Annotated in this window: 17 protein-coding genes and 1 tRNA gene; 9 read left to right on the top strand and 9 right to left on the bottom strand. The window is 64.4% G+C overall.

Annotated elements, in window-relative coordinates; genetic code table 11:
* Window position 1 precedes the first annotated feature (1 nt).
* Together Q0877_RS09665 and Q0877_RS09660 are read right to left on the bottom strand one after the other, a co-directional pair.
* Window positions 2-1,006 (bottom strand): asparaginase, encoded by a 1,005-nt coding sequence (locus tag Q0877_RS09665; RefSeq protein WP_299167273.1) that lies wholly within the window; start codon window positions 1,004-1,006, stop codon window positions 2-4.
* Window positions 1,007-1,082: 76 nt separating this feature from the next.
* Window positions 1,083-2,639 (bottom strand): molybdopterin-dependent oxidoreductase, encoded by a 1,557-nt coding sequence (locus tag Q0877_RS09660; RefSeq protein ID WP_299167272.1) that lies wholly within the window; start codon window positions 2,637-2,639, stop codon window positions 1,083-1,085.
* Between the two features lie 179 nt (window positions 2,640-2,818).
* Here Q0877_RS09660 and purD point away from each other — a divergent pair, with 179 nt between their 5' ends.
* Entirely contained in the window at window positions 2,819-4,141 is a 1,323-nt protein-coding gene (gene purD / locus Q0877_RS09655; protein ID WP_299167271.1) for a phosphoribosylamine--glycine ligase, read from the top strand.
* A 2-nt stretch (window positions 4,142-4,143) separates the two neighbouring features.
* On the top strand, window positions 4,144-5,010 hold the full coding sequence (locus Q0877_RS09650; RefSeq protein ID WP_299167269.1) for a phosphoribosylaminoimidazolesuccinocarboxamide synthase: 867 nt from the start codon (window positions 4,144-4,146) through the stop codon (window positions 5,008-5,010).
* Between the two features lie 80 nt (window positions 5,011-5,090).
* Here Q0877_RS09650 and Q0877_RS09645 read toward each other — a convergent pair.
* The 5 genes from Q0877_RS09645 to Q0877_RS09625 form a co-directional block, all read right to left on the bottom strand.
* Window positions 5,091-5,167 (bottom strand) — tRNA-Pro (locus Q0877_RS09645).
* Window positions 5,168-5,260: 93 nt separating this feature from the next.
* Window positions 5,261-7,030, bottom strand: coding sequence for an ABC transporter ATP-binding protein (locus Q0877_RS09640; protein WP_299167346.1), 1,770 nt, complete (start codon window positions 7,028-7,030; stop codon window positions 5,261-5,263).
* A 107-nt stretch (window positions 7,031-7,137) separates the two neighbouring features.
* The gene (locus tag Q0877_RS09635) at window positions 7,138-8,964 is read right to left on the bottom strand and encodes an ABC transporter ATP-binding protein (protein ID WP_299167268.1); all 1,827 of its coding nucleotides are present in this window, start codon (window positions 8,962-8,964) and stop codon (window positions 7,138-7,140) included.
* A 120-nt stretch (window positions 8,965-9,084) separates the two neighbouring features.
* Window positions 9,085-9,969 carry a metallophosphoesterase gene (locus Q0877_RS09630; protein WP_299167344.1) on the bottom strand — a complete coding sequence of 295 codons (885 nt, stop codon included), beginning with the start codon at window positions 9,967-9,969 and terminating at the stop codon, window positions 9,085-9,087.
* 53 nt (window positions 9,970-10,022) lie between these two features.
* Entirely contained in the window at window positions 10,023-12,350 is a 2,328-nt protein-coding gene (locus Q0877_RS09625; protein WP_299167266.1) for a transglycosylase domain-containing protein, read from the bottom strand.
* 37 nt (window positions 12,351-12,387) lie between these two features.
* Here Q0877_RS09625 and Q0877_RS09620 point away from each other — a divergent pair, with 37 nt between their 5' ends.
* The 3 genes from Q0877_RS09620 to Q0877_RS09610 are packed head-to-tail and all read left to right on the top strand — an operon-like array spanning window position 12,388 to window position 13,944.
* On the top strand, window positions 12,388-12,549 hold the full coding sequence (locus tag Q0877_RS09620) for a DUF4177 domain-containing protein (RefSeq protein ID WP_090584370.1): 162 nt from the start codon (window positions 12,388-12,390) through the stop codon (window positions 12,547-12,549).
* Between the two features lie 59 nt (window positions 12,550-12,608).
* Complete coding sequence (locus tag Q0877_RS09615) at window positions 12,609-13,028, top strand: RidA family protein (RefSeq protein WP_299167343.1); 420 nt, start codon at window positions 12,609-12,611, stop codon at window positions 13,026-13,028.
* Window positions 13,029-13,032: 4 nt separating this feature from the next.
* Window positions 13,033-13,944: an NUDIX hydrolase gene (locus tag Q0877_RS09610; protein ID WP_299167264.1), complete on the top strand. Its 912-nt coding sequence runs from the start codon at window positions 13,033-13,035 to the stop codon at window positions 13,942-13,944.
* 172 nt (window positions 13,945-14,116) lie between these two features.
* Here Q0877_RS09610 and Q0877_RS09605 read toward each other — a convergent pair whose 3' ends face one another.
* Window positions 14,117-14,794: a Crp/Fnr family transcriptional regulator gene (locus tag Q0877_RS09605; RefSeq protein WP_204532184.1), complete on the bottom strand. Its 678-nt coding sequence runs from the start codon at window positions 14,792-14,794 to the stop codon at window positions 14,117-14,119.
* Window positions 14,795-15,028: 234 nt separating this feature from the next.
* On the opposite strand from Q0877_RS09605, the gene Q0877_RS09600 reads away from it, so the two are divergent.
* From Q0877_RS09600 to Q0877_RS09585, 4 genes are all read left to right on the top strand, one after another.
* Window positions 15,029-16,213: a MarP family serine protease gene (locus tag Q0877_RS09600; RefSeq protein WP_299167263.1), complete on the top strand. Its 1,185-nt coding sequence runs from the start codon at window positions 15,029-15,031 to the stop codon at window positions 16,211-16,213.
* 183 nt (window positions 16,214-16,396) lie between these two features.
* Window positions 16,397-18,091, top strand: a complete 1,695-nt coding sequence (locus Q0877_RS09595; RefSeq protein ID WP_299167262.1) for an ABC transporter substrate-binding protein — start codon at window positions 16,397-16,399, stop codon at window positions 18,089-18,091.
* Window positions 18,092-18,177: 86 nt separating this feature from the next.
* Window positions 18,178-19,182: an ABC transporter permease gene (locus tag Q0877_RS09590; protein WP_299167261.1), complete on the top strand. Its 1,005-nt coding sequence runs from the start codon at window positions 18,178-18,180 to the stop codon at window positions 19,180-19,182.
* Entirely contained in the window at window positions 19,179-20,123 is a 945-nt protein-coding gene (locus tag Q0877_RS09585; RefSeq protein ID WP_299167259.1) for an ABC transporter permease, read from the top strand. The genes Q0877_RS09590 and Q0877_RS09585 overlap by 4 nt, the downstream gene beginning before the upstream one ends.
* A 123-nt stretch (window positions 20,124-20,246) precedes the next feature.
* Here Q0877_RS09585 and Q0877_RS09580 read toward each other — a convergent pair whose 3' ends face one another.
* Entirely contained in the window at window positions 20,247-21,989 is a 1,743-nt protein-coding gene (locus Q0877_RS09580; RefSeq protein WP_299167258.1) for an ABC transporter ATP-binding protein, read from the bottom strand.

Genomic DNA, 21,989 nt, shown 5'->3' with positions numbered 1-21,989 from the left:
GTCAGTCCAGCAGCGCCATGACGGGGGCAGCGAGGCGCAACTTGCCGACGGGCACGCCGCCGCCGAGCACGGGCTGGACTACCTTCTCCAGCACGGGCGCAACAGCTTCAGCGTCGAGGGCCCCGCTTGCTGCAAGGAGGGTCAGGCCCACCAGGGTGGTGGCCCGGATGTTCCCGTCCAGGACCTTCAGAGCCATCGAGACGCCCGTCGGCGTAGCCATGACGAGGACGCCTTCGGCTCCGTTCTTGGCCAGAATCCCGAGGTCCTCCATGACCACTGAGTTCTCGCGACCGTGGCCGTGCACGGCCCAGGGGTAGTCGAGCATGGCTGTTGCGATGGTGGCTGCGCGGGCATCCGCGTTCTTGTCGCCGGGGGCCTTGGCGATCTTGCCGATGCCGCGTGCCAGTCCAGTGAGGGAGACGGCGCCGAGCGGGGCACCGCAGCCGTCCACCGCCCAGTGCTGCACAGTCTCTTCGGTGTATTCCTCAATGATGGCGGCGATGCGCTGCTGCAGGGGATGGTCCCGGTCAAGGTAGGTCTTGTGGTCCCAGGAGTTCTCGGTGCAGGCCCAAAGGAAGGCGGCGTGCTTGCCGGAACAGTTGAACGCAACGCGCTGGGGGCCCTTGTCAGCGCGGATGAGCCGGTTGCGGGCTTCCTCGTCCTGGGGCCAGTCGGCAGGGCACTGCAGATCGTCTTCGGTGACGCCGGCCGCGCTCAGCATGGACTTCACGACATCCGTATGTTCGGAGCTGCCGACGTGGCTGGCAGCTGCCAGGGCGACCTGAGCTCCGCGCAGCGGGACACCCGACTGCATGGACGCCAGCGCCTGGAACGGCTTCAGGGTGGAGCGGGGGAAGATCGGCGCGTTCACGTCCCCGAGTTCGGTGACCGTTGAACCGTCCGCGGCCAGCACCACTGCTGAGCCGACGTGGCGCGATTCGATGAAGCCGTTACGCTCCAGCACCGCGAGGTCAACCGCGCTGGAGGAGGGAAAAGTGGAGGGCATGGTTCAAGTATTACGCATGTAGCTTGTGCCCACCGAAGGGAACGGTCATCCGGTGGGCACAAGTGCTCCGGCGGGGCTATTCCGCCGAGAACTGCACGGTGTGCCAGCCCGAAGCGCCGTCCGGGACTGTGTCGGCACGCTGTTCGGTCTGGACGCCGTCGGGATGATAGGCCCGTGAGCGGATTCGGTGGGACCCGGCCTCAAGCTGCACTTCGTGGCTCCATTGCCGCCAGGTGTCCACTGTGTACTCGGCGGCGAGGGTTGCTTCTTCCCAGGGGCCGTCGTCGACCTGTACTTCCACCCTGTCGATGCCGCGGTTCTGGGCCCAGGCCGTGCCGCCCACACGGACAGTTCCGGCAGGCACGCTGGCGAAGGCCCGGGGAACTTCGACGCGCGACTGCGTCTTGATGGGGCCCTTCTCAGCCCAGCCGCGGTCGGTCCAATAGGCGGTGGCATCGGCGAACCGGGTCACCTCGAGGTCGACCACCCACTTGGTGGCCGAGACATAGCCGTACAGCCCGGGGACCACCATACGCACCGGGTAGCCGTGCTCAAGGGGCAGCGGTTCGTCATTCATTGCGACGGCGAGGATGGCGTCCCGCTCATCCTGCAGGATGGGCAGGGGAGTGGAGGCGCTGAAACCGTCGGTGCTGGTGGACAGAACCATGTCAGCGCCCGCGGTGGGGCGGGCACGTTCGAGGAGCTTGCGGATTGGGTAGCCAAGCCATTTGGCGTTGCCCACCAGATCCCCGCCCACCGGGTTGGACACACAGGTGAGGGTGATGTGCCGTTCGATCAGTTCGGAGTCCAGCAGATCCTGGAAGTTGATCCGGATCTCCTCCTCCACCATGCCGTGGATGCGCAGTTCCCAGGTGTCGACGTCGATGGCTGGGACCTGGAGGGCAGTGTCGATCCGGTAGAAGTCAGGATTGGGTGTCAGCCACGGATCAACCCCCTCAAGGTCAACATCGACACCGGCAGGGACCGGCATGGCCGGGCTCGCCGGGGCAGGGAAGCTCAGGCGCTCGCGGGCCACGTTCACCGTGTTCCGGATACCGCTGACGACGGCGCCTCCCGCTGCCGTGGCGGCGGCGACGACGGCGGTGACCCCCGCTGCAGCGAAGAACCCGCGCCTGCTGACGGAAGTCCTGGCCCCCACAGGGTGGGAACCGCCGGCACTGAAGGCGCCGTCGTCGTCGTTGGTTCTTGCCTCGGTGTGCGGTTGCGCGGCATGCAGCTTCCGGATCATCCAACGAAGCGCGGCCAGGCCGGCCAGTGTGCCGATAACCGAGGGCACCGCATCGACGGCGGAGGCACCTGCCCGCGAGACGACGGCGGCAACCATCACCGCACCCATGAAGAGGACACCGACTACACCGAGGATCCAGCGGCGCCAGGCGAGGTAGCCGAGAATCGCGGCGAGGATGATGATGGTCACGGCCATGCCGACGAAGAGCGCGAGCTTGTCGTTGGTGCCGAAGGTGTCGATCGCGAAATCCTTCAGCCAGGCCGGCGTGAAGTCGATAAACGTGGAGCCGAGGGCAATCAACGGTGCTGACCGGGTTGAGAAGAACGCGCCGATCAGCTCGGCCACACCGAGCACCAGGCCGGCCGCGAGGATTCCGGCAAGCATCGGTAGGGCTCTTGGCGACGAAGCGCTTCGGGTGGGCTTGCGAACGGCTTTCATACTGAGTGTTCGGAGAGACAGACTTGGCGTATTGGTGATCGAGGTGCAGGTGCGGCTTCACACGGAATTCACACTAACCCTGCGCAGTAGTTGGGCATAGGGGCGACCCAGTACCCTGAACTACTGTGAAGGTTCTTGTGATTGGCCCCGGAGGCCGCGAACACGCCATTGTCCGAGCGCTCCTGACTGATCCCTTCGTGAGCGAGGTGCATGCCGCTCCCGGAAATGCGGGAATGGCGCAGGACGTGCCGGTGCACAGCATCGATGCGAACAGTCCCGACGCCGTGACGGAGCTGGCCGCACAATTGGGCTCCGACCTCGTGGTTGTCGGTCCGGAGGCCCCGCTCGCTGCCGGTGCTGCAGACGCCCTCATCCAGGCGGGTATCCCCGTTTTCGGGCCCACTAGGGCTGCAGCGCAGCTCGAGGCGTCGAAGGCGTTCGCCAAGCAGGTCATGGCCGCAGCGGGCGTCCCGACGGCGATGGCGAAGGTTGCGTCGACCGCCGCAGAAGCCGAAGAGGCGCTGGACTCCTTCGGTGCCCCCTACGTGGTCAAGGATGACGGCCTCGCTGCGGGCAAGGGAGTAGTGGTCACTTCCGACCGTTCCGCAGCCCTCGAGCACGCCCAGGTTTGTTTCGACGCCGGCGGCTCAGTGGTCATCGAGGAGTACCTTGACGGCCCGGAGGTGTCACTCTTTGTCCTCTCCGACGGCTCTACCGTGGTGCCGCTGGCGCCAGCACAGGACTTCAAGCGCATTTTCGATAATGACGAAGGGCCGAACACCGGCGGCATGGGTGCATACTCGCCGCTAGAGTGGGTGCCCGCCGGGCTGGTGGATGAAGTGATCGAGCGCGTTGCGCAGCCCACCATCGAGGAGATGGCGCGCCGCGGTACCCCGTTCACGGGAGTTCTTTACTGCGGGCTCGCCCTGACCTCGCGCGGGTTGCGCGTCATCGAATTCAACGCCCGCTTCGGGGATCCGGAGACGCAGGCCGTGCTCGCCCGGCTCAAGACGCCGCTGGGCGGTGTGCTTCTCGCTGCAGCGAAGGGCGAACTGGAGACCGTCAACAACCTGAACTGGTCCTCGAAGGCCGCAGTCGCCGTCGTACTCGCCTCAGCAAACTACCCCGACAAGCCGCGCACCGGCGATCCGATTTCCGGTCTGGCCGAGGCTGCTGCCCTTGACGGTGTCTCGGTGCTTCATGCCGGCACCGCGCTGGACGGGAACGGCGCGGTGGTCTCTGCCGGTGGGCGGGTGCTCGCCGTCGTCGGGCTTGGTGAGGATCTCGCGGAAGCGCGCGATAAAGCGTACGACGGCGTGAGCCGCCTTGAGCTTACCGGCGGCCAGTACCGGACGGACATTGCGGCGAAGGCCGCGCGGGGCGAAGTCATCGTCTCGCAGCCGGCTGCAGGAACGGGTGCAGTGGCCGGTTCAGAGACGGGGGCATAGTCATGGCACAGGAACTTGCGGGCTGGCGGCACATCTACTCAGGCAAGGTCCGGGACCTTTACGAGCCCGAAACGGGCGAGGACGACCGGGTGTTGGTGGTCGCCAGCGACCGGATCAGCGCCTACGACTTCGTGCTGTCCTCCGAGATCCCGGACAAGGGTCGCGTGCTGACCCAGCTGAGCCTGTGGTGGTTCGAACAGCTTGCCGGCATCCCCAACCATGTCCTTTCCACCGACGTTCCCGCCGAGGTTGAAGGCCGGGCCATGATCTGCCGGCGGCTGGAAATGTACCCGGTGGAGTGCATTGCCCGTGGGTACCTGACCGGTTCGGGGCTCCTGGAGTACAACGAGTCGCGGACAGTGTGCGAGCTGCCGCTGCCGGAAGGCCTGGTTGACGGATCCCGTTTGCCCGAGCCGCTGTTCACTCCGTCGGCCAAGGCCGAGGTGGGCGAGCACGACGAGAACATCACCTACGACGCCGTCGTCATGATGGTGGGGGATGATCTCGCCGCGAAGCTGCGCTCCCTGACGCTCGATATCTACTCCCGGGCGGAATCGATTGCGCTGGATCGCGGGGTCATCCTTGCGGACACCAAGGTGGAGTTCGGGATGTCCCGCTCCGGCGAAGTGACCCTGGGCGACGAGGTGCTGACGCCCGATTCCTCGCGTTTCTGGGATGCGGCCCTGTATTCGCCGGGCAAGGCGCAGCCCTCCTTCGACAAGCAGTTTGTACGGGACTGGCTAACCTCCGACGACGCCGGCTGGGACCGCGTGTCAGAGCCGCCTGCGCTGCCGGCCGGGGTGATTGAGAAGACCCGCGCCCGGTACATCGAGGCCTACGAGCGGCTGACCGGACGGACGTTCACCTAGCGGTACCGGACGAGCCGTTACGGATATGCACTTAATACGAGAGAGGGCCTCACCGTCAGGTGAGGCCCTCTCTCGTATGCTGGTCGGGGTGACAGGATTTGAACCTGCGGCCTCGTCGTCCCGAACGACGCGCGCTACCAAGCTGCGCCACACCCCGATGCACTTCGCGGCCGAAAGGCCTGTGAAAGCAACCTCTCAAGGATAACGGACAAATTCCTCGGACACGAACTAGGACCGAATCAGCAACAGCCTAAACGAGCGAATCCTGCCAGGCCGCGTGCAGTGTGGCGAACCGGCCGTTGCCGCTGATCAGGTCAGCCGGCGTACCGTCCTCAACCACGGCGCCGTCGTGCACCACCAGCACGCGGTCCGCGATCTCCACGGTGGAGAGCCGGTGCGCGATGATCAACGCGGTCCGGTTGCCGAGCAGCTTCTGCAGGCCCTGCTGGACCAGCCGCTCACTGGGGATATCCAGCGAAGACGTTGCCTCGTCGAGGATCAGCACCGCCGGATCCGCGAGGAACGCCCTTGCAAAGCTGATGAGCTGCCGCTGGCCCGAGGAGACCCGGCCGCCGCGCTTGTTCACATCGGTGTCGTAGCCCTCGGGCAGCGACGTGATGAACTCATGCGCTCCCACAGCCCTGGCGGCCTGCTCAATTTCCTCCCGGCTCGCCTCAGGCTTGCCGAGCGCGATATTGTCCGCGACGCTTCCGCTGAACAGGAACGCCTCCTGGGTGACCATGACGACGGCACGGCGCAGGTCACGGGGCGACAGTTGCCTCAGGTCCACCCCGTCTAGGGTGATGCTGCCTTCGGAAACGTCATAGAACCGGGCGATGACCTTGGCGAGCGTCGACTTCCCGGCGCCGGTCTGTCCGACGAGGGCAATCGTCTGTCCTGCGGGAATGGTGAGGTCCATGCGCGGCAGGATGACTGGGCCGTTCCCGTAACGGAATTCGACGCCGTCGAACTCGATCCGGCCTTGCGCGTCCTTCAACGGCACCGGGTTCTTGGGCGGGCGGACGGTGGGCACTTCCTGCAGGAGCCCGGAAACCTTCTCGAGCGCAGCGGCTGCCGACTGGAATGAGTTGTAGAACATGGCCATCTGGTCCACCGGCTGGAAGAACCGCTTGCTGTAGAGCAGCAGGGCCAGCAGCGCACCGATCTCGAGGGAGCCGCCCAGCACGCGGAAGCCACCGAACAGCAGCACCGCCGCAACAGTCACGTTGCCGATCAGTACCAGACCGGGCTGGAAGACGCCGTTGAGATTGATCGAGCGTACCGTCACCTTGCGGTAGTCCTCGGCCAGTTCGTCGTAGCGTTCGGCGTTGACCTTCTCGCGGCGGAAGGCCTTCACGGCGCGGATGCCGGTCATGGTCTCGATGAAGTGGACGATCAGCTTTGCCGATACCACCCGCGACGACCGGTACGCGATCTGCGAGTGCTTTTGGTACCAGCGCGCCAGGAACGTCATGGGGATTGCCGCAACGAGAATCAGCAGTCCGGTGGGCCAGTCCAGCACAAAGATGGTGACGGCGGTGAAGATCATGTACATCAGGCCGGACGCCAGTGAGCTTACGCCGGAGTCCAGCAACTCGCGCAGCGCTTCCAGATCCGAGGTCTGGCGCGAGATGATGCGGCCCGAGGTGTACTTTTCGTGGAATTCGAGGCTGAGCCGCTGCGTGTGCCGGAAGACGCGCAGGCGGAGGTCCAGCAGCATCTCCTGACTCAGTCTGGCCGCCGCAAGGACGTAGCCGGCCGTGAGGGTCGCCGCGAGTACTGCCGCCAGCAGGTAGGTGACGCCCGTTGCCCAGAGCAGCGCAGAGTCGCCCTGCAGCAGCGAGGGGAGTGCATGGTCAATACCGAAAGCGATGATTGCCGGTCCGGCCACGCGTGCGATTTGTGAGAAGACCACGAGGAAGGCGGTCCAGATGAACTGCTTGCGGTTGGGGCGGATGAGGGAGCCGAGCAGTCTGAAGGATCGGGCCCGCACCGACTTGTTCTGCGCCCGGTCCAGCATCACCTCATCCTCGTTGTGGACTCCGGAGGAGATAACCGACGACGACGGCTGGCTCGCGCGGGTACGCTTCTCCGGCTTCTCCGGCTTCTCCTGCTTCGGTGCGGCGCTCATGCGCGAGCCTCCTGGTCGTTGTGCTCCAGCTCTTCGAGCTCGCTGTCGAGGTCCACGGGCTCCTCGGTGAGGCTTGCAATGACGTAGCGGTAGTGGTCGCTGCGCGCCAGCAGTTCGGTGTGGCTGCCGACGTCGGAAATGCGCCCGTTCTCCATCAGTGCCACGCGGTCCGCCAGCGCAACGGTGGAGGGCCGATGCGCGACGATCAGTGTGGTGGTGTCTGCGAGAACCTGGCGGAGCCGCTCCTCCACGAGCTCTTCGGTACGGACATCGAGCGCTGACAGCGGATCGTCGAGCACCAGCACCTTCGGTTTCGCTGCGATGGCCCGGGCGAGCGCCAGCCGCTGGCGCTGCCCGCCGGACAGGCTGAGGCCCTCTTCGCCGATGAGCGTATCCACTCCTTCGGGAAGCGAGTACACGAAGTGAGCCTGCGCGACGTCCAGCGCTTCAGCGAGGATGGCCTCGGCGTCGTCGTCGTTCTGTGCTTCGGCGCCCATCAGCACGTTCTCACGCACTGAGTTCGAGAAGAGCGTGGTGTCCTCGAAAGCTACGGCCACGTGGCGGCGCAGCTCTTCGAGTGAGAACTCGCGCAGGTCGATGCCGTCGATCCGGATCGCGCCGCCGGTGACGTCGTAGAGCCGGGGGACCAGCTGAAGCAGGGTGCTCTTGCCGCAGCCGGTCACTCCTACCAGGGCCATCGTTTCGCCGGCCTTGAGGGCGAGGTTGACGCCGTCGATCACGGACGTTGAAGTGTCTGCCGCGTCGGGATACCGGAAGGAGACGTCGTCGAACGTCACCTCTCCGTGCGGGTCGGTAAGCGTGCGGGGGTTCGGCGGCCCGGTGATGGTGTTCTCGGATTCCATCACCTCGTAGTGACGGTCAATCGCGGTTTTGGCAGTGAATGTCATGGCGAGCAGGGGACCGATGAATTCAACACGGCCCGCGACGACGCCGGCGGTTGCGAAGAACGCCACCAGGCCGCCGATGGTGACGTCGCCGTTGACGGCGAGGAGAATGCCGGTGACCAGCGACGCGCCCAGGGCGAGTTCGGGGAGCAGCGTGACGATGAGGGAGAACGTAGCCAAACTTTTGGCCTTGTGAATCTCCGTTTCGCGCAGTTCCTCGGCCTGGTCGCTGAACGCGTCGAGAGCTTCCCGGCTCCGTCCGAAGGCCTTCAGGACGCGGATGCCGTGAACGGATTCCTCCACAGTGGTGGCGAGGTCACCGGCCTGATCCTGGCTCTTGCGCGAGACCCTGCTGTATGAAGTCCGGAAGCGGAATCCGTAGATCATCACGGGGATCGCCGCTGTAAGGAAGATCAGGGCGAGGGGCCAGCTCATGAAGAACATGATGGCCACGCCCGCGGTCAGCGTGATCGCGTCCACCACGAGCATGATGGCGCCGAATGCCATCCACCGTCGCATGAGGTTGAGGTCGGACATCGCGCGGGACAACAGCTGCCCGCTTCCCCAGCGGTCGTGGAAGGCCACCGCCAGATTCTGCAGATGGCGGTAGAACGACGTGCGGAGGTTGGTTTCGACGGTGGTTGCTGGATTGATGACGAAGAACCGCCGCAGGGCAACAAAAACAGCTTCGAGCACTCCCAGCAGGAGTACGATCCCGGACGCTATCCATACGGTGGACGTGGCCTGCCCCTCGGCAAGAGCGTCATTGACAAGGATGCGGAATACCTGCGGGATGGCAAGCACCATGACGCTCGCACCAAGGGCTGCGAAAAGCCCGAGAACCAACCGCGGAATGATGGGCTTCAGATGCGGGTACAGGCGCCTGAGAGACTCCCACAGCGTTGTTTGCGTCGGCATGTTCTTCTCTCGAAATTGTGAAGATACGAGGGAGCCGAAATTTTCGTGTCCCCCAGCAACAATCCTATGTCAGGCGGTGCTCGACGTGCACGAACGGGAGGGCCGGTGCGTAACAGGAGCTCAGCGGGGCGTGAGCGTCAGCAATACTGCTTCGGGGCGGCAGGCAAAACGGACTGGCGCAAACCGCGAGGTCCCGATGCCGGCGGACACGTTCAGCGGGACCGTCCGGCCGTTGTGCTCCCACCGGGTGAGGCCACGGGCTCGCCAGGTCGGCAGGTCACAGTTACTGACGAGGGCACCGTACCCGGGGACGCATACCTGTCCGCCGTGTGTGTGGCCGGCCAGGATCAGGTCTGCTCCGCCGCCGGTGAAGGTGTCAAGGACTCGCTGGTATGGCGCATGCGCTACCCCGACGCGAAGGTAAGGAGCTTCATGCGCGGTGCTGCTCCCCGAGGGGAAGCCGACAAACTTGTCCCTCTTGAGATGAGGATCGTCAACGCCGCTGAAGTCGAGGCGGACACCCCTCACTCCCATGGACTGCGACCGGTTGGTGAGATCAACCCATCCCGCGGATCCGAACCGGGCGAACATCTGCTGCCACGGCAATTCCTTCAGGGGTTTGTCCCCGCTGTTGGAGGACGGCCCGGTGAAGTACTTGAAAGGGTTCTGCAGGCGAGGGGCGTAGTAGTCATTGGAACCCGGCACAAAGACGCCGGGGAATTCCAGGAGCGGTTCAAGCGCATCCAGCAGGGGTGCGAGTGCCTTGGGGTGGCTGAGATTGTCTCCGGTGTTGACCACGAGGTCGGGCTTCAGCTCGGCAAGGCCCTGCAGCCATTTCGTCTTGGCGGCCTGACGGGGAACCATGTGAATGTCTGCAAGATGCAGAATCTGAAGAGGACGGCTATGCGGCGGGAGGATCGCCAGCGTCTCCTTGCGGAGTCCAAAGAGGTTTCGCTCGACGAACGCTGCGTACCCGAAAGTGGCGACGCCGGCCGCTGCGGTCATACCCAGTGCAAGTGCGGCGCCGGTACGGGTTCCCTCTTTAGCTGTTCCCACGATCAGTCGTTGCCTCCGCCGTTGCCGTCCTCATTACCGTTCCCATTGTTGCCTGAATTGTTCGGCGGCGTAACCGGCAGCGTGTTACCACCCGGTGCCGGCGGGAGGATCAGCTGACCGTTATTGATCGTGCCGTTGTTCGCGCCGTTGCCGCGGTTACTGTTGGACGGTTGTCCGAGGTCGGTGCGCCCTGCGGTGAGCATGTTGGACGGCGGATCAGCGAACGGCTCGGGCTGGTAAGAACCCTGAATCTGCTGCATGTAGCGCGCCCAGGACGGTGCGGCGACAAACGCGCCGTCAATCTCCTCATAAACGCGCCCACCGATCTGGAGTTCGGACAGGGACCCGCTGTTGGCCTTCCAGTTACCAACCCAGCTGGCAGTGGCCATGGCCGAGTTGTAACCCATGAACCAGGTCTGCGAGCGGGCGTCATTGGTACCGGTCTTGCCTGCCATGGGAATGCCACCGAACTCGAGCAGCTGGCCTGAGCCGCGCTCCATTACTTCTTGGGTGGCGTAGTTCACGCCGCGGGCCAGTTCCTTGGGGATGACCTGCTCACATTCCGGCTGCGGCACCGGGAAGGTTGTTCCATCAACGGCGGTGACCTCGGTCAGCGCCCTGGGTTCGCAGGTGAGCCCCTCAGCGGCAAGGCCCGCAAACGCGGTAGCCATCGACATGGGGGAGACCTCGCTACCGCCGCCGATCAGCGCGGACGGCTGTACCTGCAGCGGGGTGTATTCGCCGCTTGCGCTCTTGCCGTCGTGGACGCCGAGCTTCGACGCAATCTCGAAAGGCTTGCAGAGATCAACCTGCTTGGCGGTGAACATGGTCACGGTGTTGTAGGACTGCGCGAGGCCTTCGAGCACCGTGTAATTGCCGTAGTTGATGTCGCCGTAGTTCTGCGGCTCGTAACCATCAGCGTCCGGCAGGACGTACTCGCCGCCCGGCAGGCAGCTCGCCTCCCAGGTTTCACCCTGTGGGTAGAGCTTCTTGCTCCCGTCAACCACGGTGTTCAGTGACCGGCCGTCTTCAAGCCAGGCTGCCACAACGAACGGCTTGAACGTCGAGCCCGGCTGGAAGCCGCCCAGCCCGCCCAGCGGCTTGTTGGGATCGCCGCCTGCGTACTGGTCAACGTTGAAGTTCAACACCGAGTCGCCCGGAGTTTCACCCGGCATAAACCGGGTGTTCTGCGCCATCACCAGGATGTTTCCCGAACCCGGCTGCATGCTCACCATCGAGTGGCCCACAGCGGCGTCAGTGGTTTCCCGGTTGGCAGTCTCATTGATTGCGGTCTGCGCAGCTGCCTGGGCGCGCGGATCGAGGGTGGTCTGGATGGTCAGGCCACCGCGGTACAGCATGTTCTCGCGGTCCTCGCGAGTTTCACCGTAAGCGGGATCGTTCAGGACCAGGTGCGTCACGTAGTCGCAGAAGTAGGGCGCCTGCTCGGCGCCGACGCAGCCGTTAAGGACCGGCGTGATGTTCAGACCGAGATCTGAGGCGACGGCGGCGTCATACTCTTCCTGCGTGATCATCCCGGTCTCCAGCATGCGGCCGATCACCAAGTTGCGGCGCTCCAGCGACCGCTCCGGGTACAGCTCCGGGCTGTAGAAAGTGGGTCCGTTGACAACGCCGGCAAGCAGCGCGGCCTGCTGGATATTCAGGTCCTTGGCCTCCACGTTGAAGAAGTACTTGGAGGCTGCCTGTACGCCGTACGTGTTGCCGGTGAACGGCACGATGTTCAGGTAGCCCGCAAGGATCTCGTCCTTGCTCAGCTCCTTCTCCACGGCAATTGCGAGTTTGGCTTCGCGGAGTTTGTCACCCAGCGTCTTCTGGCCGCTGAACGTGATGTCGCCGCCGCTCTGCATGCTGGCGTCGATGAGCACGTTGTTGACGTACTGCTGGGTGATGGTGGAGGCACCGCGGGTGGTGTCGCTGCTGATGTTGCTGATGGCAGCGCTGATGATGCCCTGCAGGTCCACGCCGCCGTGGTTGTAGAACTGGTCGTCCTCGATCGCGATCAGGGCATCGGTCATGTTCTCGGAGACCTGATCCAGCGTCACTGGCTGGCGGTTCTCTTCATACAGGGTGGCGATCAGCGAACCATCCGAGGCAACGATTTTGGAGGGCTGCGCGAGCGCGCCGCGCTCAAGCTCAGCCGGGAGATCCTCGAAGAACTGGATAGAGGCGGAGGCGCCGGTGCCGGCAGCAGCAGCCACGGGCACCAGGAGACCAGCAGCAAGCACCCCACTCAATCCACTGATTCCAAGAAATGCAATGATTTTCCCCAGGGTGGTTGCCGTGTCAAAGAAAGGAGATTTACGAGCAGCCATGTACTCCAGTTTACAAGCACGCGCTACCCTGTGAGTCATGACCAAATGGGAGTACGCCACAATTCCGCTCATCATCCACGCGACCAAGCAGATCCTCGACCAGTGGGGTGAAGACGGCTGGGAGCTCGTGCAGGTGGTGCCGGGGCCTGATGGCAATGGTCTTGTCGCATACCTCAAGCGGGAGAAAAACGCGTCGTGACCAGCGCCAATGAAGCGGTGTCCGCCGTCGAGAGCAGGCTGGAGGCCCTTGGGATCACCATGCCTGAGGTCGCCGCGCCGCTCGCTGCCTACGTGCCTGCAGTGGTCTCCGGGAACTACGTCTACACCTCCGGGCAGCTCCCTTTTATTAATGGCGAACTCCCAGCTACAGGCAAGGTCGGCAGTGATATAAGTCCGGAACAGGCCAAGGAGTTCGCGGCAGTCTGCGCCGTCAACGCGCTCGCGGCCGTGAAGTCGCAGATTGGTGATCTGGACCGCGTCAGCCGCATCGTCAAGGTTGTCGGTTTTGTGGCATCGGATCCTTCGTTCACCGGTCAGCCGGGCGTTGTCAACGGCGCTTCGGAGCTGCTCGGGACGGTCTTCGGTAAGGCAGGGGTGCACGCGCGTTCCGCCGTCGGAGTCGCCGTACTACCATTGGATTCACCCGTCGAAGTCGAAATTATTGCGGAGTTCATCTAGTTCTGTGAACCGTTCAAGCACCAGGCTCTTTCCAGTTCCGAAGGAGCAGCAGGGCGCCGCCCGCAGCTGGATCGATCACGGCGAGCGCACCCCCATGAAGCCGCGTCCGGCGTCGTCGGTCGTGCTGATCCGTGACGCTCCCGTCGGCACCGAGGTGTACCTTTCCTACCGCCGCGGAGAGTCGCCGCTTGGCGTCGTGGCTTTCCCGGGCGGCAGCGTTGAAGAGCACGACGACGATGCCCTCTCCTGGTTTGGGCCCACACCCGCACAGTGGGCGGCGGCGCTCGCTACCGAGGACCATCACGTCGCGCGGCGCTTCGTGATCGCGGCTATCCGGGAGCTTTTCGAGGAGACCGGCGTGCTGCTGGCCGGGCCGGATGCGTCGAGCCTGGTCGAGGGCACCCGCCAGCCGCAGTGGATGGAGGCCCGCGAAGCAATCGCCGCCGGTGAAAAGACTTTCGCGGAGATTCTCGGCAAGCGCGGACTGGGTCTGCGCACTGACCTCATCAAGCCGCTGTCCGCCTGGCTCAGCCCGGACTTCGCGCACCGCCGGTTCGATACGCGCTATTTCGCGGCGGCGCAGCCTGTGAACCAGGAACCTACGCTCCTTGCCAGCAAGGGCGTGTGGGGGCAGTGGCGATGGTCGGCCGAGGAGATCATGCAGCGCAACACCAGCACGCTCGGAGACGAGGTCGGTCAGCCGAACACGGTCGGCCGGACCCTGAGCGAGTTGACCGTCCCAGCAGTGGAACTCATTCTCGAGAAGATCGGCTCCTCGCGCGGCTGCATCGCCTACCTGTCCCACAAGAGGCCGATGAAGGTGTTTTCACCCCGGCTGACTGAGTCCGGCGGGGAGCCGCAGATCGAGGTCGAATGCTCAACCGCTACGGAAGGTTCCGAGCAGCGCGGCCGCTAGCCGTCGTCGTCGTCCTGGGTACTTGCCCAAGTCATTGGCAACTCCAAGCATTCCCGACTCTTCGGGATAGCGAATTCGCCAGAAGATGCCGCTTAACCCCTAACGAGTGGCTTAAGCGCTAACGCGTGGCCGGAAACCTATCCGGCCACGCGTTAGTTGTGTTGCTCAGGGGCTAGCGGCTCCGCTGACGCAGACGCTGGATGTCGAGGATGACGACGGCGCGGGCCTCCAGACGCAGCCAGCCGCGCTGCACGAACTCGGCCAATGCCTTGTTCACCGTTTCGCGGGAGGCGCCGACAAGCTGCGCAAGTTCTTCCTGCGTCAGTTCGTGGGCAACGAGGATGCCGTCGGTGGCGGGGCGGCCGAAGCGGTCCGCGAGGTCGAGCAGCGCTTTCGCGACGCGCCCCGGGACGTCGGAGAAAACAAGGTCCGCGAGGGACTCGTTGGTACGGCGCAACCGGCGGGCCAGAGCCTGCAGCAGCTGGGCGGACACCTCGGGCCGGGTCTCCAGCAGCGCGCGAAGATTCTCGTTCTTCAGGCCGGCGAGGCGGGTTTCCGACACCGCAGTGGCCGTGGCCGTGCGGGGACTCGGGTCGAACAGGGCCATTTCACCGAACAGCTCGCCGGGGCCGAGGATGGCCAGCAGGTTCTCGCGGCCGTCCTGTGCAGTGCGGCCAAGCTTGATTTTGCCGGAGACGATGAAGTAAAGCTGATCGCCCTGGTCGCCCTCGCGGAAGACCGAAGCGCCGCGGGACAGGTCGACTTCTGTCAGCTCGTCAGTGAGCGCAGCAAAGACCTCGTCGCTGAGTGAAGCGAATAGGGGCGCCCTGCGCAGTACCTCAATATCCATGAAATCTCCTCGGTGTAATGCAAAATGTGCTGCAACAGAACGCGTTGCAAAGCTGGCCAGATTACCGTCTTTTCCCATCTTGCCGTACGCGGCCACGTTGTGACACCTGCTACACGCGTGTTCGCCCCTGGGGTAGGGAATTTCGTACCAGCCATTCCCGGCGGACTGTCAGACCGGGACCGTAGAATCGAAGCTCAGCAGGGGAAGTGAGGCGCTTCCTGGAAGGGGAGTGGCGTGTACGGCTTTACACTCCTGGACATCATTCTGGTGCTGGTGCTGATCGGGTACCTCATAGCGGGGCTGAAGAACGGCTTCCTGGTCACGCTCGGCGGCATCATCGGCTTTGCCGGCGGCGCAGTGGCGGCCTTCTTCGCCATTCCGCTGGTCAGCGCGTGGGTGCCCGACGACGCCTGGCGCCTCGCCGCCGTGATCGCCACCGCGCTGCTCCTGGTGATTATCGGGCAGGCACTCGGCGCCGGGCTGGGGCGGGCACTGAGCAGCCGGGCGGGTTCGGTTCCCGTGCGTGTCCTTGACCGCCTGCTGGGCGGGGTCACCAACGTGACCGTAGCCGCGCTTGTGCTGGCCATGCTTGCGTTCAGCATCAGCACCATGGGCGTGCCGTTCCTTTCCCAGTCAATAGCGTCGTCAAAGGTGCTGAGCAGCATCGACACCCTGACGCCCTCGCCGGTGCGTGCCTGGATGGCGCAGATCCGATCCATCGCAGTTGCTGACGGGATTCCTACGCTCCTGGAAGGCGTAGCGCCGGCCACTCCCGCGCCGGTCCCCGATGCTTCGGTGGACACCCCTGAGCTCGCTGCCGCCTCACAGTCGGTCCTGCGCATCGCCGGCACCGCGTTCCAGTGCGGCCAGAACCAGACGGGTTCGGGTTTCGTCGTTGCACCGGGCAGGGTGGTCACCAACGCCCACGTCGTCGCCGGCGTGAACCAGCCTGTTGTGGAGGTTCCCGGCGCCGGCGCCATGCCGGGAAGCGTGGTCTACTTCGACCCGGTCAGGGACATCGCGGTGATAGCGGTGGACGGGTTGGACCGCCGGCCGCTCGAGCTCGGCGGCGACCTTGAGCCGGGAGACACTGCAGCCTTTGCCGGTTACCCCGCCGGTGGGCCTTTCCAGATCCAGCCGGCGAGCGTCCAGAACCGCTCCGACGTGCTGGTCGAGAACATTTACGGAGCAGACCCGACGGCCGTTGACGTCTACACCCTCGCGGCGAACGTCCAACAGGGAAACTCCGGGGGGCCGCTGCTGGACATGGAGGGCCGCGTAGCCGGCATCATCTTCGCCAAGTCAACCGCGGATGTCCCGGTCGGCTACGCGCTCACGCTCGAGGAGCTCCGCCTCGTCGTCGAACAGGTGGCTGCGCTCAACGAAACGGTGTCAGCGGGACAGTGCACGGAACGCTGAGCTTCACCGCACTCAACCAAGCTGAGCTTCACCGCACTTAACCAAATCGTGATCGGTTGCTGACTGGAAATACTGCGTGTGCCCGCGCTGCGAGTTAGGCTCGTCACACGAGGCAACACGGCACGCCGTGCGCCGCCGGACACAGCGACGTGTCCGCCAGGTAACAGATCATCAGGAGCACTCATGTTCACAAGCAAAACGGCGCGGGGAACGCTTCCCACGAGGAAGCGCGCTGCCGCCATTACTGCCGGTGCCGCGATCAGCGCACTGCTACTCAGCGGTTGCGTGCAGAGCCAGCGCGAGGAGGACGGCGGCGCTGCGGCAGAGGGCGAGGTCGACTCGACCTTCGTGTTCGCGGCATCCTCCGACCCGGCGTCGCTTGACCCGGCATTCGCAAGCGACGGGGAGTCCTTCCGCGTCAGCCGGCAGATCTTCGAAGGCCTCGTTGGCGTCGAACCCGGAACAGCTGACCCGGCGCCCCTGCTGGCCGAGTCCTGGGAGACCTCCGAAGACGGACTGTCCACCACGTTCGCGCTGAAGGAAGGCGTGACCTTCCACGACGGCACCGAGTTCAACGCTGAAGCCGTCTGCTTCAACTTCGACCGCTGGTACAACTTCACCGGTCTGGCCCAGGCGCCGTCGGTGTCCTACTACTACAACAACCTGTTCCGCGGTTTCGCTGACTCCCCGGACGCCGCTGTGTATGAGTCCTGCGAAGTGAACGGAGACCTCGAAGCCACAGTCACGCTCGCGAAGCCGTTCGCCGGTTTCATCCCCGCGCTGTCCCTCCCCGCATTCGCCATGCAGAGCCCCACCGCGCTGCAGGAGTTCAATGCTGATGACATCGGAGGGTCCTCCGAAGCTCCCCAGCTGAGCGAATACGCACAGGGACACCCGGTAGGCACGGGTCCGTTCAAGTTCGACTCCTGGAACGTCGGCGCGGACCTCACGGTTTCCGCCAACGAGGAGTACTGGGGTGAGCAGGGCGACGTCCAGACGGTCATCTTCCGTATCATCGATGACCCTCAGGCGCGCACGCAGGCGCTGCAGGCGGGAACCATCGACGGGTTCGACCTGGTGTCGCCGGCCGACATCCCGGTCCTCGAGGAGGAAGGCTTCATGATCGTTCCGCGCGATCCGTTCACCATCCTCTACCTCGGCATCAACCACGCCGTCGAAGAGCTGAGCGATCCGCTGGTTCGCCAGGCCATTCACCATGCGATCGACAAGCAGGCACTGATTGACCAGACGCTGCCCGAGGGAACCCAGCTGGCCACCCAGTTCATCCCGGACGTTGTCGACGGCTACAACGAGGACGTCACAACCTACGAGTACGATCCCGAGCGCGCCAAGGAACTGCTCGCCGAGGCCGGCTACCCGGATGGTTTTGAGGTCCAGTTCAACTACCCGACTGACGTCTCACGTCCGTACATGCCTACTCCCGAGCAGGTCTTCACCAACCTCAGCGCCCAGTTGGGTGAGGTCGGCATCACTGTCACCCCGGCGCCCGACGTCTGGACGCCTGACTACCTCGACCGCATCCAGGGCACCGAGAACCACGGCATCCACCTCCTCGGCTGGACCGGCGATTACAACGACACCGACAACTTCATCGGCGTCTTCTTCGGCCAGGAGAAGCCCGAGTTCGGCTTCGACAACCCTGAGCTGTTCACGGCACTCAGCGAAGCCCGCGGCATGACTGACCGCGAGGAGCAGACCTCCACGTACGAAGAGATCAACGAGCAGATCGCCCAGTTCAACCCGGCGATCCCGCTGGCGCACCCCGCGCCGTCGTTGGCCTTTGCTCCCCGGGTGGATTCCTACCCTGCGAGCCCGGTCAATGACGAGGTCTTCAACATGATCGAACTGAACGAGTAACAACTCTGGCGGAGGGACCGGCCCATTGGTCCCTCCGCTTTTGTTTGCTCTCGTTCGGCTCGGCTTCATGCTGTTGAAAGGACACTGTGCTTCGCGTCATCGGTAAACGTCTTGCCCTGCTGGTTCCCACCCTGTTTGGACTGTCCGTCCTGTTGTTCCTCTGGGTCCGGAGCCTGCCGGGTGGTCCTGCTACTGCCCTGCTGGGCGAGCGGGCAACCCCCGAAGCGGTCGCTCGGGTGAATGAACTGTACGGGTTCGATGAACCGCTTCTCCTGCAGTACTTCACCTACATGGGCAAGCTGCTCCAGGGTGATTTCGGCACCTCGATCATCACCGGCCGTCCTGTACTGGAAGAGTTCGCAACACGCTTCCCGGCCACCATCGAACTCAGCGTGGTGGCGCTGATCTTCGCTATCGGCGTCGGTATTCCACTGGGATACCTGGCCGCCCGCCATTATGGGAAGCTCCTCGACCACGGATCGGTGGTCCTCAGCCTCATCGGGATCACCATTCCGGTGTTCTTCCTGGCCTTCATCTTCAAGTACCTGTTCGCCATCCAGTGGCCTATCCTGCCGCCGGACGGCCGCCAGGACCCGCGGATCAACGCCACGCATGTCACGGATTTCTATGTGCTGGACGGCATTCTGACGGGGGAGTACGACGCCGCGTGGGACGCGTTCCAGCATCTCATCCTTCCGGGACTGGCCCTGGGAACCATCCCCCTGGCGATCATTGTGCGCATCACGCGTGCTTCTGTCCTGGAAGTGCAGAACGCAGACTATGTGCGGACGGCCCGTGCAAAAGGTCTGATGGAAAAGACGATCCGGAGCCGGTTCATCCTGCGGAACGCAATGCTCCCTGTTGTGACGACGATCGGTCTGCAGACCGGCCTCCTGATTTCAGGCGCGGTTCTTACGGAGACAGTGTTCGCCTTCAACGGCATCGGCAGTTTCCTCGCGCGGGCTATCTTCGAACTGGATTATCCGGTGCTGCAGGGCTTCATCATCTTCATCGCGATCCTGTACGCGCTGATCAACCTCATCGTTGATGTTTCCTACTCAGTCATCGATCCAAGGGTGCGTGTCCAATGAGCACTGTCCTGCCGCCCGCCGCGGGCGGGCCAACTTCCCCGACCACCGACCCAACGCTGGCCGAAGGCGGCGGCACCGGTCTCTGGAAGGACGCCTTCCGCCGCCTGCGCCGCAATCCGCAGGCCATCGCCGGTGCAGTCATCATCGGCCTGTTCCTGCTGGTTGCCGCGCTGGCTCCGATCCTTGCGCCCTACGGCGGGGAAGAGCTGCCCGGCCGCACGGAGATCACGCCGACCAACATCCCGGGACCGGGTGAGCTTGCCGAGTACCCGCTGGGTCTGGACCGGTTCGGCGGCGACGTTCTCAGCAAACTGATCTGGGGCGCGCAGGCTTCGCTGCTGATCGGAGTCATTTCGACGGCGATCGGCCTGGTCGGCGGCATGCTGCTGGGGCTGCTGGCCGGTGGCCTTGGCGGCTGGGTGGACAGCGTCATCATGCGCTTCGTGGACATCCTGCTGTCCGTCCCGAACCTGCTCCTGGCTGTCAGCATCGCAGCCATCCTGGGACAGGGGCCCTACGCGGTGATGATTGCCATCGGCGTCTCGCAGTTGCCGATCTTTGCGCGGCTGCTGCGCTCCTCCATGCTCTCGCAGCGCGGATCGGACTACATCCTAGCCGCGCAGACTCTCGGCCTGAGCAAGCGCACCATCACCATGAGCCACCTGCTGCCCAACAGCGTGGGGCCGGTGATCGTGCAGGCGACGCTATCCCTCGCTACAGCGGTGATTGACGCGGCCGCACTGTCCTTCCTGGGTCTGGGCGGCGGGGTTCCGCAGACGGCCGAGTGGGGCCGCATGCTGACCTACGCACAGGCCGAACTGGCGTCCTCGCCGTACCTGGCCTTCCTGCCCGGTGCGTGTATCGCCATCACCGCACTTGGATTCACCCTGCTGGGTGAATCGCTGCGCGAGGCACTGGACCCGAAGACCCGCCAGAAGTAAACCTTCATCTCCGGGAGGCCGGGAAGAAGAACACGACGACGGCCGGCTACCTTTCGAAGGAAAGGTGACCGGCCGTCGTCGTACGCTGACTTTTCTATGCAGCCCTGTCAGGGCACCGGCACGTCAGGCGATATTGAGTTCGTTGCCCGGGATGGAGGCCAGGAGCTTCCGGGTGTAGGGGTGGCGCGGGTTCTGGAAGACTTCCTCGGAGCTCGCTGCCTCGACCAGCTCGCCGTCCTTCATGACGCACACGTAGTCGGAGATGAGCCGGACCACGGCGAGGTCGTGGGAGATGAACAGGTAGCTCAGGCCCAGTTCGGACTGGAGGTCGCCCAGGAGCTTGAGGATCTGCGCCTGCACCAGCACGTCGAGGGCGGAGACAGGCTCGTCGCAGACAATCAGCTCGGGCTTCAGCGCCAGGGCACGCGCGATGGCGACGCGCTGCCGCTGCCCGCCGGAGAGCTCCGAGGGGTAACGCCGCAGCGCGTTGTGCGGCAGTGACACCTGGTCCATGAGCTCACGCACCCGGGCTGCGCGCTCCTTCTTTGAGCCGCGTTTGTACGCGTTGAGGGGTTCCTCGACGATGCGCTCGATGGTGAACATCGGATTCAGCGACGAGTACGGGTCCTGGAAGACCGGCTGCACACGCTGGCGGAAATCGGCGAGCTGCTCCTTGTTGAGGTTCGCCACGTCCATGCCGTCGAAGGTCATGGTGCCGGCGGTAGGCTCGATGAGCTTCAAAAGCATGCGCGCCGTCGTCGTCTTGCCTGAGCCGGATTCGCCCACGATGGCGACGGTCTGCCCCCGCGGAATGTCCAGCGTCACGTTCTTTGCGGCGTAGAAGTCCTCGGAGCTGCCGCGCCTCTTGTAGATCTTGGTCAAGTCACGGATTTCGACGATGTTGTTCGTCGGAGCGGCTTCCTCGACAGAGTCCGCCTCTGACTGGTGCTCCTCGAAGGCTGCCTGTGCAAGGGCAACGCGCTTCGCGGCGTCCTCGTGGTAGGCGCCCGGACGCAGCCGGACAGCGGCTACGCTCGGCGCGGCACGGACCAGGGACTGGGTGTAGGGGTGCTTGGGATCGTTCAGGAGCTGCGCAGCCGGTCCGGTCTCCACCACACGGCCGCGGTGCATCACCACGAGTTCCGACGCACGCTCGGCGGCCAGCCCGAGATCATGCGTGATGAGCAGCACCGAGGTACCGAGCTGCTCGGTCATGGTGTCGATCTGGTCGAGGATGGTGCGCTGCACGGTCACGTCGAGGGCGCTCGTGGGCTCATCGGCGATCAGCAGGCGCGGACGGCATGCCATTCCGATGGCGATCAGCGCACGCTGGCGCATGCCGCCGGAGAACTCGTGCGGGTACTGCTTGGCGCGGTCTGCGGCGTCGGGAAGGCCTGCAGCCGAGAGCACCTCGACCACGCGTTCCTTGACGTTCTTCTTGTCCGCGAGCCCATGCACCATCAGGGTCTCCGCGACCTGCGTGCCGATCTTCGCCACGGGGTTGAGGTTGGACATGGGATCCTGCGGCACGAGGCCGATCGCACGGCCGCGGATGGTGCGCATCGCTGACTCCGGGAGCGGAACCAGGTCGCGGCCCTCGAACAGAATGCTTCCGCCGGTGACCCGCCCGTTGCCGGGCAGCAAACCAATGCAGGCCATCGCCGTCGTCGATTTGCCCGAACCCGACTCGCCCACGATGGCGAGCGTCTTTCCGCGGTGAAGGGTGAAGCTCGCGTCTTCTACGGCGTGTACCTCACCGTAGGTGGTTCGGAAGCTGACTGCCAGGTTCTTGACCTGAAGCATCGGGGCGTTGCTGGCGGGATCGGCGTCTTTGCCTGATGCATCCTTGGGGGTGATTTCCGTCAT

Source organism: uncultured Arthrobacter sp., from assembly GCF_947495145.1.
Lineage (GTDB): Bacteria > Actinomycetota > Actinomycetes > Actinomycetales > Micrococcaceae > Arthrobacter_D.
The sequence above is the reverse complement of the archived record's forward strand: the minus strand, read 5'-3'. Positions and strand labels throughout refer to the sequence as shown.

Bases quoted from the DNA above. Each gene is read 5' to 3' on its own strand.
- Q0877_RS09665 (WP_299167273.1), bottom strand. From the start codon at position 1,006: ATGCCCTCCACTTTTCCCTCCTCCAGCGCGGTTGACCTCGCGGTGCTG.
- Q0877_RS09615 (WP_299167343.1), top strand. From the start codon at position 12,609: ATGCCTGAGGTCGCCGCGCCGCTCGCTGCCTACGTGCCTGCAGTGGTC.
- Q0877_RS09630 (WP_299167344.1), bottom strand. From the start codon at position 9,969: ATGACCGCAGCGGCCGGCGTCGCCACTTTCGGGTACGCAGCGTTCGTC.
- Q0877_RS09625 (WP_299167266.1), bottom strand. From the start codon at position 12,350: ATGGCTGCTCGTAAATCTCCTTTCTTTGACACGGCAACCACCCTGGGG.
- Q0877_RS09580 (WP_299167258.1), bottom strand. From the start codon at position 21,989: ATGACGGAAATCACCCCCAAGGATGCATCAGGCAAAGACGCCGATCCC.
- Q0877_RS09620 (WP_090584370.1), top strand. From the start codon at position 12,388: ATGACCAAATGGGAGTACGCCACAATTCCGCTCATCATCCACGCGACC.
- Q0877_RS09640 (WP_299167346.1), bottom strand. From the start codon at position 7,030: ATGCTGGACCGGGCGCAGAACAAGTCGGTGCGGGCCCGATCCTTCAGA.
- Q0877_RS09595 (WP_299167262.1), top strand. From the start codon at position 16,397: ATGTTCACAAGCAAAACGGCGCGGGGAACGCTTCCCACGAGGAAGCGC.
- Q0877_RS09650 (WP_299167269.1), top strand. From the start codon at position 4,144: ATGGCACAGGAACTTGCGGGCTGGCGGCACATCTACTCAGGCAAGGTC.
- Q0877_RS09605 (WP_204532184.1), bottom strand. From the start codon at position 14,794: ATGGATATTGAGGTACTGCGCAGGGCGCCCCTATTCGCTTCACTCAGC.
- Q0877_RS09585 (WP_299167259.1), top strand. From the start codon at position 19,179: ATGAGCACTGTCCTGCCGCCCGCCGCGGGCGGGCCAACTTCCCCGACC.
- Q0877_RS09660 (WP_299167272.1), bottom strand. From the start codon at position 2,639: ATGCTTGCCGGAATCCTCGCGGCCGGCCTGGTGCTCGGTGTGGCCGAG.
- Q0877_RS09635 (WP_299167268.1), bottom strand. From the start codon at position 8,964: ATGCCGACGCAAACAACGCTGTGGGAGTCTCTCAGGCGCCTGTACCCG.